Genomic DNA, 14,408 nt, shown 5'->3' with positions numbered 1-14,408 from the left:
GAAAACATAAAAGGAGGACGTGCTCGCTATGGAATTATTTTTTTATGCCGGTCTTATTCTCATCGGCTTATTTGCAATCAGTTATTTGAGTGAACGTTTCCACCTTCCGAGTATCCTCGCTTTCATTTTAATCGGGATTGCCATCGGGCTTTATTACGATGCACCTGAAGAATTGAAGTTAGGCGGTGAAGCGGGAATCATCGTTCTATTTTTTTTGCTGGGACTTAAATTTTCAATTGCTGACTTGCTCAGTCAACTACGCCACGTGTGGAAAGCCGGATTAATTGATGTTGCGTTATCTTTTGGTGGAACATTCCTCCTGACGCTTGCGTTTGGCTTTTCCATTCCTGAAGCCTTTTTAATCGGCTGCGTTTTATATGCGACGAGTTCTTCGATTTCTGCCCGTTTGCTCGATCGTGAGCCAGACAAACACAAGGACGTTAATCGCTTTGTCTTATCGTTACTTATTTTTGAAGATTTGATTGCCCCGCTTCTCTTGACGACGGCACCGTTTATACTTGGTACAGAACCTTTTACATTTGCCAAAGTAGGGTCCATTTTCGCGGGTTTTCTCTTTCTGTTCAGTGCTTTAATCTTACTAACCGTCTTTATTCGCAGAAAAGAACGGATCATTGGTTCCTTGTACCGGCATCCTGACGCCGGAATTGGAATCATCGGCTTGATTTTAACTTTTTCAGGTGTCGGTATCATGTTCGGTTTATCAGAAGTACTCGGTGCTTTCATCGTCGGGATTTTGTTGACTGAACTAAAGGAAACACGCTACTTGAAGCGGCTCGTCACACCTTTTCAAGATTTACTGCTCCCTCTCTTTTTCATTGCATTCGGGATGTCGTTTGAATTGACGGAAGGACTGCCTTTAGACTGGTTCTTTTTGGCACTCGTCATCTGGGGGCTGTTATCTAAATTTTTGGTCGGATTCTTCGGTGGTCGTTCATTCGGGCTGTCAAACTACCATGCCATCGAATCCGGTTTTTGCTTAGGACCACGCGGAGAATTTTCAATTCTTTTTATTACACTCGCTAGCGGCGCCTTCATCACGCTGACGGGGTTATATATTTTCGTCTCCGCTTTTCTAGGAATTTTACTATTTCGTCTCTCGAGTAGGTTAACCGATCAAACACATGCTACGGCCCAAAAAATCAAACAAAAAATGCGCTAAAACAAGCAGGACCATTTCCGATTACAACGGAAGTGGTCCTGCTTGTTTCACTGATATTAAAATAAGTCGTTTTAACGTCCGGTAAAAACAGGCGGTTTTTTTTCAAGAAATGCTTGAACCGCACGTTGATGGTCTTCCGTTTTACCGGCACGTGATTGGTAGATAATTTCCTGTGCCAACATATCATCGAGCGTCGACTCGAAACTTGCTGATTGAAGTTGTTTAATATACGCAATTACTTTTGTCGGTCGCGCTGCGAGCTGCTGAGCAAAATCCATTACTTCCTCTTTAAACCGGTCAGTTGCGACCGCTTTTGTCACGAGTTGAAACTCGACTGCTTGCTTCCCTGTTATCGTATCACCAAGCAGCGCTAATTCGAGTGCTTTCGCCGAACCGATTAAACGCGGTAAGAAGTATGGTGCTCCAGCATCCGGGACGAGACCGATGTTAATGAAGCCGAGTGACAATTTTGCATCTTCCTGAACAATCCGGAAGTCACATGCGAGTGTCAACGACAGTCCTGCTCCTGCTGCCACACCATTGATTGCTGCGATGATCGGCTTTTTCGATCCGGCTAATGCACGGACAACGGGATGATAATAGCTTTTCAAATAATCGCCATGGTCCATTCCTGGTGAGACCGTCTTTAAATCTTGACCGGCACAAAAGCCGCGTCCTTTTCCAGTCAATACGATGACGCGGACTGCTTCATCTTGATTGGCTTCCTCGATTGAATCTGCTAATTCATTTAAAAGTGTTGATGTTAAGGCATTTAATCGTTCCGGACGAGCTAACGTCACCGTTGCTACGCTCGATGCTACCGTGTACTCTACTTCAGAATTCATCACATTCCCCTACCTTTCAAAAGTGAACAACGATTCATTATGATGTATTCGTGATGTTTTATGAAAATCCTTTTAAATCCCCGTTTTTTTTATGAAAGCTTTGTTTTTCACTTTCATTATGAAAATTGAAGGCGTATAGTTTCCAAAAGATACAGTAAGACAAAATGTTTTAAGGACTTAAAAGGGGAATTTAATTTTATGAAAACTGTAAAACAACCAACATTATTCCAAATCACTTGGCCATTATTCATCGAAATCGCGTTGCATATGAGTTTAGGGATCATCGCGACATTAATCTTAAGTTACTACTCTGACAGTGCAGCAGCCGCTGTCGGTGTCTCGAACCAGGTTTTGAACATCTTTATTATTTTATTTAATATCACATCTGTCGGAGCGACAATCATCATCGGTCAGTACCTAGGTGCAAAACGTGTCCAAGATGCACGTCAAACCGCCCGCTCTGCCTTCTCGATTAATCTTTACATCGGATTAATCATATCTGTACTCGTCGCCCTAACCGGGAAACAATTATTAGGTTTCTTCTCATTAGAAGGACAAACATTAGTTTACGGCGAAACATTCCTAAAGATTGTTGGCTTATTCCTATTTTTAGAAGCCATTTCGTTAACACTCGGAGCAATCCTCCGGAGTCATGGTTTCACAAAAAATGCAATGTACGTCACTCTTTTGATGAACTTCGTCAGTGCCTTCGGTAACGTCATCGCCGTACTCGGTCTGTTCGGTATTCCGGTACTCGGCGTCGCAGGTGTCGCGTGGTCGATCGTCATCGCACGTGCTTTCGCCGTCACACTGTTATTCTTTGTCGTTTACCGTAAATTATCACTACGTTTTCGTTTGAAAGATTTAATTCAAATCAACCGTCAAGACATCAAGAGCATCATGAACATCGGAATTCCATCAGCGGGAGAAGGAATTTCTTATCAGTTTTCACAGCTCATCATCACTGGTTTCATCGCAACAATTGGTGAAGCTGCCTTGTCTGCACGCGTTTACGTCTCAAACATCACAATGCTCTGCTTCTTGTTCAGTCTCGCAATTGCCCAAGGAACACAATTGTTAGTCGCCCGCCAAGTTGGAGCACAACAATTTGAACAGGCACATGCACGTGGCATCAAGACATTAAAAATCGCTGTCTTCGCAAGTTTCGTATCAGCCGTCGCAATCGCAGCGTTCGGGACATCCATCATGTCACTCTTTACATCGAGCCCTGAAATCATTGCCATCGGTATTCCGTTGCTCTGGGCAAGTGTCATCCTCGAACCAGGACGCGCGCTGAATATCGTCTTGATGGGAACGTTGAAATCAGCAGGAGACGTCCGCTTCCCGGTCACAATCGGTGTCCTATCGATGTGGGGAATCGCTGTCGTTGTCAGTTATGTACTCGGACTTCAGTTCGGTCTCGGACTTCTCGGTATCTGGATTGCCTTCTCAGCCGACGAATGGTTCCGTGGTATCTTCGCACTGAAACGCTGGAACGGTCGTAAGTGGGTTCAATATTCCCTCACTAAAGGAGAATCTCATGAGCAAAACGAACGCAGAAAGGCTACTGAAGCAGTCTAACGTTTCCTTTGAATCCATTTCTTATCCGGTCGACTTGAGCGATTTGTCCGCTCAAGCCGTCTCTGAAAAAATTAAATTCCCGCTTTCATCGGTTTTTAAAACATTAGTTTTAGAGGACGATCAAAAAAACTACTTGTTCTCTGTCATCTCTGGCGAAGAAGAGGTTAACTTGAAGGCGGTCGCTCGGGCATCTGGTGCGAAGAAAGTGGCATTGGTCCCAATGAAGGCATTAGAAAGTCTGACAGGATACGTCCGTGGCGGTGTTTCTCCGATCGGAGCTAAAAAAGCTTTTCCCGTCTTCCTGTCCGACCGTGCCATCGGTCAACCGTTCATCATCATCTCAGCCGGTAAACGGGGACAGCAAATCAAATTGTCTCCGGATGATTTATTGGAATTTACTAGTGGGATTCTCTATCGAAACCGCTGATACGAACAGCTAGATATGATATGATGAGTAGTATCGAAGAAGTGGCAGGAGGAATCATTTTGTGGAAAGAACGTGTTCGTAACTCAATCCCGAATCTCTTTACATTCGGGAATTTATATTGTGGTTTTCTCGCAATCGTCATGGCGGCGCGGGGAGATTTTCAAAATGCCACACTGTTGATTGTCATCGCCATGATGTTGGATAGTTTAGATGGTCGGATTGCACGGATGCTCGGTGTCGCTGGCGATTTTGGGAAAGAACTTGATTCGCTCGCCGATGTCGTCACGTTCGGTGTCGCCCCCGCAATGATGGCATATTACACTTATTTTTACGACTTTGGTGAAATCGGCTTACTCGTTGCTGCTTTGTTCCCTTTATTCGGAGCATTTCGCTTGGCACGATTCAACCTTTCAGCAACAAATGTCGCGTCCACCTACTTCTCAGGTGTACCGATTACGGCAGCAGGTGGGATTTTAGCTGTCGTCACGCTGTTTAGTGGACGAATGAATGATTTAATGGTTCCGCTCGCCTTTACGGGACTTGCCTTCTTGATGGTCAGTCGCGTCAAGATTCCGAGTTTCAAAGATATTCCAGTGCCGCGCCATACATTCGTCATCACGTTCACGTTACTCTATGTCACGTATGTCATGATTGCCCGGAGTAACGAATGGTCGACGTTTTGGTTTATTGCCGTCCCCCTTTATATTGCCTTTTTACTCTTTTCATTCGTCAAACGAAAAAAACAAAAGCAACATTAAACGCTTTACTGCTGAACAGACCGTCTTTTGACGGTCTGTTTTTTTAATCTGCCCCTCCATGCTCGCTCGAGTCAGATGGATATGGGTATACTAGTGACATCATGCTAATGAATGGAGGTTTACATACGTCATGGCCATATTTCAGCGCCGCCTTTGGTTATTCTTTACAGTTTGGTTCGTCATCGGGCTCATTTTAGTCGGATTTTCATTATTACCCCCTTGGCTCGAATGGGCCAATGCCGTTTTTTTGTTCGCTTCTGGTCTGTATGCCGCTTGTTACTTATGGGATGTCTTACCGAAAGGACGCTTCATTATTCCTTTTATTTTCTTTGGGTCTATTTTAATCGAATCAATTGGTGTCCACACCGGATGGCCATTCGGGACCTATCGGTATGAATCGGACTTCGGTGTTCAGTTACTCGGTGTTCCAATCACGATCGGTGCAGCTTGGTTGTCCGTTATGGGGGCAAGTCTTGCATTCTCGAAGCGTTTTCCGTTTCGTTACAACACCCTGATCCTCGTCCCCTTGTTTGCTGTTTGGCTCGACTTGGCCATTGATCCGGTCTCAGCGAACGTCAAATCGTATTGGCTTTGGCAAGATGGGGGTCTGTACTATGATATCCCAACACAAAACTTTATCGGTTGGTACGGAACAGCACTTGTCTTCGCTCTTTTGATGGCACGATTTGAACAAAAGCCAACGTTCACCGAGCTCGAACGAAACAACCAGTACTTATTTTTGATGCTTCATGGTTTATTTGGACTGACTGCTGGTGTCGCAGGCCTTTATGGTGTGACGATAATCAGTAGCCTAGCATTGCTTGTTTACTGGCTGACGAAAGGAGGAGCACTACATGCAAAAGGCGCAAAAAAACAAATTAGCTGAACAAGCCTTTCATCTGTACTTGAAAGAGCGGCTCATCCGCAAACAGTTCCATCGAATATTGTATCGCCCTGATGATTTACCGGTACCTGGTTTGATGCTTGCAACACATGGTTCGTGGTGGGACGGGATGATCTTATTTCATCTCGATCAATCCGTACTCCATCAAAACCCGTACGTCATGATTGATGAACATGGCTTAAAGCGCTTCCCTTTCTTTTCACGACTCGGTGCCTTTTCCATCAACCGGGACTCCTTAAAGGATGTAAAGATGAGCCTCAACTACGCAAAGGAACGTTTGCAGGAAGGCAGTAGTGTTTGGATGTTCCCGCAAGGCGAAGAACGCCATCAAGAAGAACGACCGCTTCAACTCGCGAGCGGCGCGACTTATCTTGCTAAAGCAGCCCGGTCTGTCTCCATTTTTTCATTTTATTATTCGTTCAGTCATGAACAACAACCGGATGTCTACATCCGAACACGCCAAATCGAAATACCACCTGGTCGTACTTCAAACCAGACTGAATTTCTAACAGCAGCAATGACTCGCTTATATGATGATGTCCGGCTTGATGCGATGTCAGAAAATGTCGAGGCTTATCAAGTGTTGACGCAGCGAACAGACCCGCTTCCTGTTAAAACGGAGCGTTGGCTAAAGGCGGTTCGACGATGAGCATGATTTTATTCATATTCTCGCTCCTTGTTTGCCTCTATACGTTCATTAACTTGATGTTTCTCCCTAAACTCGCTGCACCCGTTCCACCACCGAGTCTCGCAATTTGTATCCCCTTGCGGAACGAGGAACGAAATGTCGTGAAGTTGCTTGATTCACTCAAACGCGCACTCGGACCGAATATGCATGTCTATCTTTATGAAGATCGCTCAACGGATGAGACACGTAACCTACTGTTGCAACAGACACATCAGGATGACCGCTTTACAATCATTGACGGAATCGACCTCCCCTCAGATTGGGCGGGAAAGGTTCATGCTTGCCATCAACTATCACTTGTCGCAAAGGAAGACTATCTGTTATTTCTTGACGCAGACATTACATTGATGCCGGATACGATTCCTCGACTATATGCGACGATGCGACAGGAAAAAGCTAGCTTTTTATCTGGTTTTCCGTCATTTCCTGTACCAACGTTTTTAGGCAAGTGTTTGATTCCGATGCAACATGTCTTAATTTCGCAACATCTCCCGCTTGCTTTTCGCAAGGTAAAGCACCCTGCTTTTGCCGCTGCGAACGGGATGGTCGTAATCGTTGAACGTGCATCTTATTTACACGTCGGGGGACATCAAGCGATTCAAACGGCACTCGTCGATGATTTAGAGCTCTGTCGGACGTTTAAGCAACACGGTCATACGACGACACTCGTTCATGTCGCCCCTTATGTCAGTTGTGACATGTATGCTACGAACGGTGAAGTATGGCAGGGATTTCTCAAAAATGTCTTTCGGGGAATGAACGACTCCTACTTCGTCGGCAGTTACTTCCTGTTGTTCTATCTCGTACAGTTTTCTTTACTACCAGCTGCCCTCCTCTTTCCGTCTTGGGAGACGATTGGTGGACTTGCTCTCTTGTTGCTCGCACGATACAGGATTGATCGGATGGCGCGGATTCGCCATGTTTGGTTGTTGCACCCGTTCGCAACCGGTCTTTATGTCCTCTTACTTGCAACGGCGATGATTCGAAGAGCTCGGAAACGGGAAATCACTTGGAAAGGTCGGGCCTATTCTTAAGGAGGAATTGTTCATTATGAAACATGTCGCTATCATCGGAGCCGGTTTAGGTGGTTTAAGTGCCGCTATTTCACTCGCTTCAAAAGGATTTAAAGTTACTGTCGTTGAACGAAATGATCATATTGGTGGAAAATTGATGCCGCTGATCACGGAAGGACACCGGTTTGATTTCGGTCCAAATACCATCACGATGCCCGAAGTCTTTCAATCTGTCATCCGGGAGTCGGGAGCAGATCCCGATGATTACTTCCAGTTCGAAAAATTAGCACGCCATACCGCCAATCACTTTCCTGACGGGCGGACCTTAACTTTTACGCATGGCCGAGAAGCAATGCGGACGGAAATCGATCGTTTTACGAACGGACAATTAGCAAAAAATGATATCACAGGCTATCAAGAAGAGGCCGCCGAATTATTCCGAATCGCTAAACAGCAATTTTTTATCAATATCGATTCATATTTCAATTTCTCTTTACTACGAGATATGGTCAAAGTTCACCCGTTCAAAACGATCCATTCGCTGCACAAGAGCTATTTCAAGGATCCTCAACTGATTCAGGCACTCGATCGTTACGCGACGTATATTGGTAGTAGTCCGTATCAGGCGCCCGCGACATTTGCTTTAATCGCTCATCTCGAACTGAATGACGGCGTCTACTTTACTCGTGGCGGAAATACGGCAATCGCAGAAGGGTTCGCACGCCGGGCGCAAGAGATGGGCGTCGTTTTCCGCTTAGGCGAGGAAGTCACACAAATCGAAGTTACGGATGGACTTGCGACAGAAATCGAACTGAACCATGTCGATTACTTACCTGTCGACTTCGTCGTGATGAATGGTGATCTATTGACACAATACCCGCGTCTCGTTTCGGAAACGATTCGACCCGATTTTAAAAACCCGACACCCAGTCAAATGGAACCTTCGATTTCGGCCTATGTTCGTTGTATCGGGCTCACGCGACGAATTGAAGGGCTTGCCCATCATAACGTCTTCTTCTCATCGGATTATGAAGCAGAATTTCGTGCCCTTTTTGAAGAACACCGTTACGCGGAAGAACCGACCATCTACATTTCGAATTCTTCCGTTACGGCACCTGAGATGGGCGAAGCTGGGGACAACCTCTTTATACTTGTCAACGCACCCGCGACGAATGAAGGCAACGTCATCGACTTCGACACGTATGATCACTTGATTAATCAACGGCTGAAACAGTTCGGAATCGATATCGAATCGGACGTCGTCTTCGAACAACGCATCACACCGACCGATATCGAACAAAAATTTTCTGCGTATCATGGGTCTCTTTATGGACTCTCTTCGAATGGTACACGCAATGCGTTCATGCGCCCAAGCAACCGTTCAAAAAATGTTCACAATTTGTTTTTCGCGGGAGGATCGACCCATCCTGGTGGCGGTAGTCCAATGGTGACGCTTTCAGGAAAACTGGCAAGTGAACGAATCGTGTCAAGTGCTGCCCAATCCCTGTGAACGTTATGTGAATTGCAAATCGATTACTTGTACGGACAACTAAGATTTGATACGATTACTTCGAGTTCAAGAGGTAGTGATTGACCCCACATCCTCAATCAAGCGCAAGGTGACTTCCCCGAGTCAAGAGCGTTTAGGAACTTAACACACTTGCAGCGGTTATTTGATTCATCGTTTAAGACCCACTTAAACGAAGTAGTTCTACGTTTGAACTGTCAGCATGATTTACGACGTTCCCCCTTAGATCGTCTCATCCTGATTGGTTCACAGGCAGCTCGTTGAAATACAGTTCATCCCCGTGAATTGTTGACCTGCCTTATTAGCAACTGCTCAACTGTTTCAAAAATCGCTCAGAAACGTCTTAGACTCCCCGGTCTAGACGAAACATAAAAAAAAGACCTTGGTCCCCGCCAAGGTCTTTTTTTTATGGACTTTTAAATCGTTGCGAGTAACTTCATCTTTTGCCAGCGGCTCACGTACGCCCGCTTCGTAAAAACATCATATTGGTTATCGCGTGCCGCATCCAAAATACCACGATAAAGCAATGCTGCCACTTTTAAGGCCCGTCGACTTTCTTTTGGATAACGCTCGAACGAAGGACTGGCTGCATCATAGAGATGCTCTGCGCGTAGAGCTAATGCCTCCCAAAGACCTACGAAGTCCCCAGACGGCGTTCCTGCGAGCAAAGAATGTGGCGTGACGTCGTATTCATCCATCCATTCTTTCGGCAAATAGATTCGGCCACGCTTTGCATCTTCACCGACGTCCCGTAAAATATTCGTTAATTGCATCGCGATGCCTAACTCAATCGCAGATTGACGGAGTTCCGGTTGACCTGGTGCTAAAATCGGCAGCAGCATCAAGCCGACCGTACTTGCAACATAATAACTGTATTGTTCTGTTTCTTCGAGTGACTGATATCGATTTTTTTCGATGTCCCAACGCATTCCTTCCGCCAGCTCCAGGAAAGGCGTCTCATCCATTTCATACCGTTCAAAGACATCGGTCAATGCAATCCAAAGCGGCTTTTTTATAGGGTATCCTGAGCGGAACAAACGAAATTCTTCTAAAAAGGCTTCCAAACTTTCTTTAGGTGTGTCAGATTCATCAACGGCATCATCTAAAAAACGACAGAATGTATAAATGGCATAAACGGCTAATCGATCTTGTTTTGGTAATAACGAAAATGCTTTATAAAAGGTTTTTGATCCGTTCTGAATCGTTTCTTCACACGTTGCGTATGCCTGCGTCACTGTATTCATTTTTCCACCTCATCTCTTGTTCCATACGATTGACAAGTAATGTCGCTCCCATCATGACGATCGGAACGCCTCCACATGGATGGACGGATGCACCTACTGCATATAATCGTTCAATATCAGGATAAGGACGCGCCTGCGTTTTCAAGGCTGCTGATTGGCGAATCGTCGGTGCGATACCAAAGCTTCCGCCTTCATACAATCCAAACTCTTTTGCGTCTTGCGGTGTTCGGATTTGCATCTCTTCGATTTGATTACGGAATCCTGGATGATGATTCTCAATTTTCGTTAAGATGGTTTCAATAAAACCGTGTTGCTCGAACTTCTCCCGATTAAAATTCCGCGGAGAAGGAACTAACGCATAGACGACACTATCCTCACGATCCGTTAGCGAATCGTCAACCTTGCTCGGATTAAACAAATAAACAGCCGGATGTTCTGGTAGTTCATCTTGATGGAAAATCGAGTTCATCAACGGTTCTAGGTCATTCGGCATCAAAAAACGATGAACCGGCAGATTGACTTTTCCTCGCATTTTAAAATACAAGAGTAACGTTCCGCCAGAAGGCGTATAGGCTTTCGGTTTTTTCCCTTCGACAAGGTATTCCATCAATGGAAACTCACCGTTTAAAACAACGTTATCATAATGATATTCTGCATCACCCACTACGATACCTGTCGCTTGCCCGTCCTGAATCGTGACACGTTCGACGGACTGATTGAATTCAAAACGAACACCGCGTTCAACCAATACTTCATACATGCGTTCAGCTAAAGAGAAATAGCCGCCCTTAACGTACCAGACACCTTCTGCTTGTTCACGATATGGAATCAAACCGTAAATCGAGGGAGTTGTGTAAGGATTCCCACCAATGTAAAACGTCGGAAAACTGTAGGCCATTCGCAAGTATTTATTTTTAAAATATCGCTTCAAATGATCATGCGCTGTCTCAAGTGCATGCATCTTTACTAATGGTTTCAACATGCCTGGCTGTAACAATTCAGTTTTACGGAAATAACTCCGCTCTAAAAATTTCGAGACGCTGATGTCATAATCCTTTGATTTTTGATGCATAAATTCAGAAAAGCCACGGCCTTCTCCAAACTGTCGCTCAATCGCAACTGCCTGATCGACGACATCACCTAATTTCGTCACGACCGTCCCATCATCAAAATGTAAATCGTACAGGGGATCGATTCGTAACAATTCGACTCCATCGAGTCCCGCTTCCGCTAGCTGTTCCTGTAATTTTCCAGGCATCAAGACAATCGTCGGCCCTTGATCAATCCGACCGCCTGACTCAAAGTCGACAGAAGCGAGTCGACCACCGACCCGCCCTTCCTTTTCGTAGATTGTAATATCAATCTCTGGATAGCGTTTCGTCAATAAGAGCGCCGCATGCAGTGTCCCGACGCCCGCGCCTACAAATCCAATCTTCATTTCGTCACACCTACTTCACCAGTCAACAAATCGGCAGTGATACGAGCGGACTCAAAAATCGTCGGAAGGCCACTACCTGGGTGTGTCCCGCCTCCAACTAGATAGACATGATCTAATTCTTCAAACCGATTGTGTGGTCTAAAATACATCATCTGCGTCAATTGATGTCCTAAGTTGAACGTCGCTCCTTGATGGACCCCCATCGCTTCCCAATCGTCAGGCGTGAACATTTCTTCGACTTCAATTGCCCCTTCCACACCTTTATAAGGAGAACGTTCTTCTAGTGCATCGAGGACTTTCCGGCGTAACTTCGGTCCTTCAACTGCCCAATCAAGATCTGAATAATTATTCGGGACTGGGACGAGCACATATAGAGATGACTTGCCTTCAGGAGCAAGCGTCGTGTCAATGATTGAAGGATTTTGAACATAAAACGAAAAGTCTTCTGATAATTCAAGAGTCTGCGTCATCTCACGGACATTTTTTTCGTAGTCTTCCGCAAAATAAATCGTATGATGCGGAGCGTCAAACCGTTTATCGACACCTAAATACAACATGAATGTCGAACATGAGAATTTTTTACGATCGATTTTCGGACGGGACCATTTTTTGAGAACACCTTCCGGTACGAGATGATTCATCGCATGAGCGAAATCCGCACCTACGACTACATCGTCATATAACACATGTTCTCCCGATTCTAGAATAACACCGGTTGCTTCTTTTCCATCTAAAATCAATTGATCGACTCCAGCATTCAGATGAACTTTCCCGCCTAAGTCCTTAATTGCTTGTTTCATCGCTTCCGGGATGCGGTTCATTCCGCCAATCGGATGATGAACGCCGTAAGCATGCTCCATGTAAGATAGAATTGAAAAGCCGCCTGGACATTCCCAAGCTGACATACCAAGGTATTTTGCTTGGAACGTAAACGAATACTTTAATTCTTCACTTGTAAAGTAGTCCGACAATACATCATATAACGAGCGTCCTAACGATAGCCGAGGTAACGCCGTCAACACACGTGGTGATAAATAATCCGTCAATCGATCATGCTTCGTTTGGAGGATAGGCATCAACTTCCCTAGTTTTAATGCTTGTTCCGCCATAAAGCGATCATACCCTTCTCCATTACCCGGGAACTGGTCTTCAATTGCTTGCTTCATCCGGTCTCGGTCCGTCGTCATCGTGAACTGATCCTTTCCTCCATTGAAATAGAGTGTATACATCGGATCCAGTGCCTTCAGTTCCAAATAATCGTGCAAATTCAATCCGATGCTCGTAAATAGATTTTCTAAAATATGGGGCATATTTAAGAAGGTCGGTCCTCGATCAAATTGATAATCACCAACTTGCACACGTGACGTCCGTCCACCTACGACTGCTTGTTTCTCGTACACAGTCACATCTACCCCTCGCCCTGCTAATAACATGGCGCAGGCGAGTCCTCCGGGTCCTGCTCCAATAACGGCTACACGCTGCTTCACACGAATCTCTCCTTTTTCTCTCTGGTCGTTTTAACTATTATACTAATCACATACTATGCCCACAAATCTAAAGTGCCTTCAAACTGTAAAAACGCCAAGCTTCCGATTAGGAAGTGGCGTTTGCAGTAACGATATACCAAGCTCCTTCTTTCAAAAATGGTGTGATCGATACATTTTCAAAACCGGCTGCATGTAATTGTTCAGTCAATTCTTTTTTTCCAGGAAGCGGATATAAATTTTCGTGTAACGTCATGAAGGCGTTAAAGGCAGCTGAGAACGGCGCCCCGTATTCACTATCCCGAAGTGGTGTGACAAGAATAACTGTTCCATCGTCCTTGACGAAGCGACGGACACCTTCGAGGAGACGGAGTCGCTCTTCCTTCGGGAAATAGTAAAGAATGTTGTTCATCATGACACCATCGTATGTTTCCGTTACTTCAAAGGTTTTAATATCTCCGACAACAAAATCAATTTCTCCTGTCGTATCGCGTCGCTTCGCTTCAGCGATGACAGACTCTTCGATATCAATTCCAGCCAAACGGAGTTCCGGTAAGGCTTCATGGATTTTTCGTAAGTATCCTCCGTACGCACATCCGATATCAAGTAAGGACGTAACGTTTTCATTTCGAATGATATGACGTACTGCCGGAAAAGCAACCGTTTCGACAAGTGCGGACGTCTCAGCAACGATGTCTCCGTGTTCCTCTCCATTAAAGGTCTTCTGTTGACCATCCTCTAAAAATTGCGGATAGGAAAATAAAGCAGGCAAATGCAGTTCCATCAGTTCTGATAACATGAAGCCGATACTGCGGTCATCTGATTTCGAGAGTTCTGGAAGGACATGCCGTGTTGCCGTGTACCGTAAATCTTTCTTTTTGAGGTGTCCGACTGCCAGACCAACCTCGAACCAACGCGATAATGCCTCTGTTGTGAGCGGTTGCTTCAGTCGTATTTGGGCTTCTGCTTGTGTTGCGCCAGCACCTAAGACATCGAACAACCCATATTTATAGCCAATATATCCATGCCATAATGGTAAAACTGGTTCCGCCCGTTTCATCCATTTTCTCGCCCGAAAAACCTTTGTCCATTCTTTCAACTGTGACACAAGCGTTCCCCTCTCTACCACGTAATACATCCCTTTTCCCAAATAACAACAACTTGTAAACAAAAAAAACGCATCAAACTTTTGCTTCAGACTGTATACAAAGTGCTATCTGGAGATAAAAGCATTTTTTTCGTTGTTTTCCTCGATCGAGGCGGGAAAACGCAAAATAAAAAGAGTCGACCATCGCTGTGCCGGAACACAATGATGGTC

The 14,408-nt window shown here is 45.2% G+C and carries 13 protein-coding genes; 8 read left to right on the top strand and 5 right to left on the bottom strand.

What is annotated here, in order from left to right; translation table 11 throughout:
- Positions 1-28 precede the first annotated feature (28 nt).
- Complete coding sequence (locus tag KNQ05_RS08150) at positions 29-1,180, top strand: cation:proton antiporter (RefSeq protein ID WP_088836500.1); 1,152 nt, start codon at positions 29-31, stop codon at positions 1,178-1,180.
- Between the two features lie 71 nt (positions 1,181-1,251).
- Here KNQ05_RS08150 and KNQ05_RS08145 read toward each other — a convergent pair whose 3' ends face one another.
- Positions 1,252-2,025, bottom strand: a complete 774-nt coding sequence (locus KNQ05_RS08145; protein WP_088836499.1) for an enoyl-CoA hydratase/isomerase family protein — start codon at positions 2,023-2,025, stop codon at positions 1,252-1,254.
- A gap of 198 nt (positions 2,026-2,223) precedes the next feature.
- Between KNQ05_RS08145 and KNQ05_RS08140 the strand changes: the two genes are divergently transcribed.
- From KNQ05_RS08140 to KNQ05_RS08110, 7 genes are all read left to right on the top strand, one after another.
- The gene (locus KNQ05_RS08140; protein WP_214805120.1) at positions 2,224-3,606 is read left to right on the top strand and encodes an MATE family efflux transporter; all 1,383 of its coding nucleotides are present in this window, start codon (positions 2,224-2,226) and stop codon (positions 3,604-3,606) included.
- On the top strand, positions 3,566-4,033 hold the full coding sequence (gene ybaK / locus KNQ05_RS08135; RefSeq protein WP_088836497.1) for a Cys-tRNA(Pro) deacylase: 468 nt from the start codon (positions 3,566-3,568) through the stop codon (positions 4,031-4,033). The genes KNQ05_RS08140 and ybaK overlap by 41 nt, the downstream gene beginning before the upstream one ends.
- 20 nt (positions 4,034-4,053) lie before the next feature.
- Positions 4,054-4,791 carry a CDP-diacylglycerol--serine O-phosphatidyltransferase gene (pssA, locus tag KNQ05_RS08130; protein WP_200872399.1) on the top strand — a complete coding sequence of 246 codons (738 nt, stop codon included), beginning with the start codon at positions 4,054-4,056 and terminating at the stop codon, positions 4,789-4,791.
- Between the two features lie 130 nt (positions 4,792-4,921).
- Positions 4,922-5,677: a carotenoid biosynthesis protein gene (locus KNQ05_RS08125; protein WP_029332864.1), complete on the top strand. Its 756-nt coding sequence runs from the start codon at positions 4,922-4,924 to the stop codon at positions 5,675-5,677.
- A complete protein-coding gene (locus KNQ05_RS08120) occupies positions 5,646-6,344 on the top strand; it encodes a lysophospholipid acyltransferase family protein (protein ID WP_088836495.1) in 699 nt (232 codons plus the stop codon). Before KNQ05_RS08125 ends, KNQ05_RS08120 begins: the two co-directional genes overlap by 32 nt.
- Entirely contained in the window at positions 6,341-7,417 is a 1,077-nt protein-coding gene (locus KNQ05_RS08115; protein WP_088836494.1) for a glycosyltransferase family 2 protein, read from the top strand. The genes KNQ05_RS08120 and KNQ05_RS08115 overlap by 4 nt, the downstream gene beginning before the upstream one ends.
- Before the next feature lie 16 nt (positions 7,418-7,433).
- A complete protein-coding gene (locus KNQ05_RS08110; RefSeq protein WP_088836493.1) occupies positions 7,434-8,906 on the top strand; it encodes a phytoene desaturase family protein in 1,473 nt (490 codons plus the stop codon).
- 434 nt (positions 8,907-9,340) lie between these two features.
- On the opposite strand, the gene KNQ05_RS08105 is transcribed toward KNQ05_RS08110, so the two are convergent.
- From KNQ05_RS08105 to KNQ05_RS08090, 4 genes are all read right to left on the bottom strand, one after another.
- Positions 9,341-10,168: a phytoene/squalene synthase family protein gene (locus KNQ05_RS08105; protein WP_088836492.1), complete on the bottom strand. Its 828-nt coding sequence runs from the start codon at positions 10,166-10,168 to the stop codon at positions 9,341-9,343.
- Positions 10,134-11,606 (bottom strand): phytoene desaturase family protein, encoded by a 1,473-nt coding sequence (locus KNQ05_RS08100; protein WP_088836491.1) that lies wholly within the window; start codon positions 11,604-11,606, stop codon positions 10,134-10,136. The genes KNQ05_RS08105 and KNQ05_RS08100 overlap by 35 nt, the downstream gene beginning before the upstream one ends.
- On the bottom strand, positions 11,603-13,093 hold the full coding sequence (locus tag KNQ05_RS08095; RefSeq protein WP_214805118.1) for a phytoene desaturase family protein: 1,491 nt from the start codon (positions 13,091-13,093) through the stop codon (positions 11,603-11,605). The genes KNQ05_RS08100 and KNQ05_RS08095 overlap by 4 nt, the downstream gene beginning before the upstream one ends.
- A 106-nt stretch (positions 13,094-13,199) precedes the next feature.
- Positions 13,200-14,198 carry a class I SAM-dependent methyltransferase gene (locus KNQ05_RS08090; protein ID WP_214805109.1) on the bottom strand — a complete coding sequence of 333 codons (999 nt, stop codon included), beginning with the start codon at positions 14,196-14,198 and terminating at the stop codon, positions 13,200-13,202.
- Between the last annotated feature and the right edge of the window lie 210 nt (positions 14,199-14,408).

The organism is Exiguobacterium sp. s125, assembly GCF_018618605.1.
GTDB lineage: Bacteria > Bacillota > Bacilli > Exiguobacteriales > Exiguobacteriaceae > Exiguobacterium_A > Exiguobacterium_A oxidotolerans.
Note: the sequence above shows the minus strand (reverse complement) of the source record. Positions and strands in the feature narration are given on the sequence as shown.

Bases quoted from the DNA above. Each gene is read 5' to 3' on its own strand.
- KNQ05_RS08110 (WP_088836493.1), top strand. From the start codon at position 7,434: ATGAAACATGTCGCTATCATCGGAGCCGGTTTAGGTGGTTTAAGTGCC.
- KNQ05_RS08150 (WP_088836500.1), top strand. From the start codon at position 29: ATGGAATTATTTTTTTATGCCGGTCTTATTCTCATCGGCTTATTTGCA.
- KNQ05_RS08145 (WP_088836499.1), bottom strand. From the start codon at position 2,025: ATGAATTCTGAAGTAGAGTACACGGTAGCATCGAGCGTAGCAACGGTG.
- pssA (WP_200872399.1), top strand. From the start codon at position 4,054: ATGATGAGTAGTATCGAAGAAGTGGCAGGAGGAATCATTTTGTGGAAA.
- KNQ05_RS08140 (WP_214805120.1), top strand. From the start codon at position 2,224: ATGAAAACTGTAAAACAACCAACATTATTCCAAATCACTTGGCCATTA.
- KNQ05_RS08105 (WP_088836492.1), bottom strand. From the start codon at position 10,168: ATGAATACAGTGACGCAGGCATACGCAACGTGTGAAGAAACGATTCAG.
- ybaK (WP_088836497.1), top strand. From the start codon at position 3,566: ATGAGCAAAACGAACGCAGAAAGGCTACTGAAGCAGTCTAACGTTTCC.
- KNQ05_RS08125 (WP_029332864.1), top strand. From the start codon at position 4,922: ATGGCCATATTTCAGCGCCGCCTTTGGTTATTCTTTACAGTTTGGTTC.
- KNQ05_RS08120 (WP_088836495.1), top strand. From the start codon at position 5,646: ATGCAAAAGGCGCAAAAAAACAAATTAGCTGAACAAGCCTTTCATCTG.
- KNQ05_RS08100 (WP_088836491.1), bottom strand. From the start codon at position 11,606: ATGAAGATTGGATTTGTAGGCGCGGGCGTCGGGACACTGCATGCGGCG.
- KNQ05_RS08115 (WP_088836494.1), top strand. From the start codon at position 6,341: ATGAGCATGATTTTATTCATATTCTCGCTCCTTGTTTGCCTCTATACG.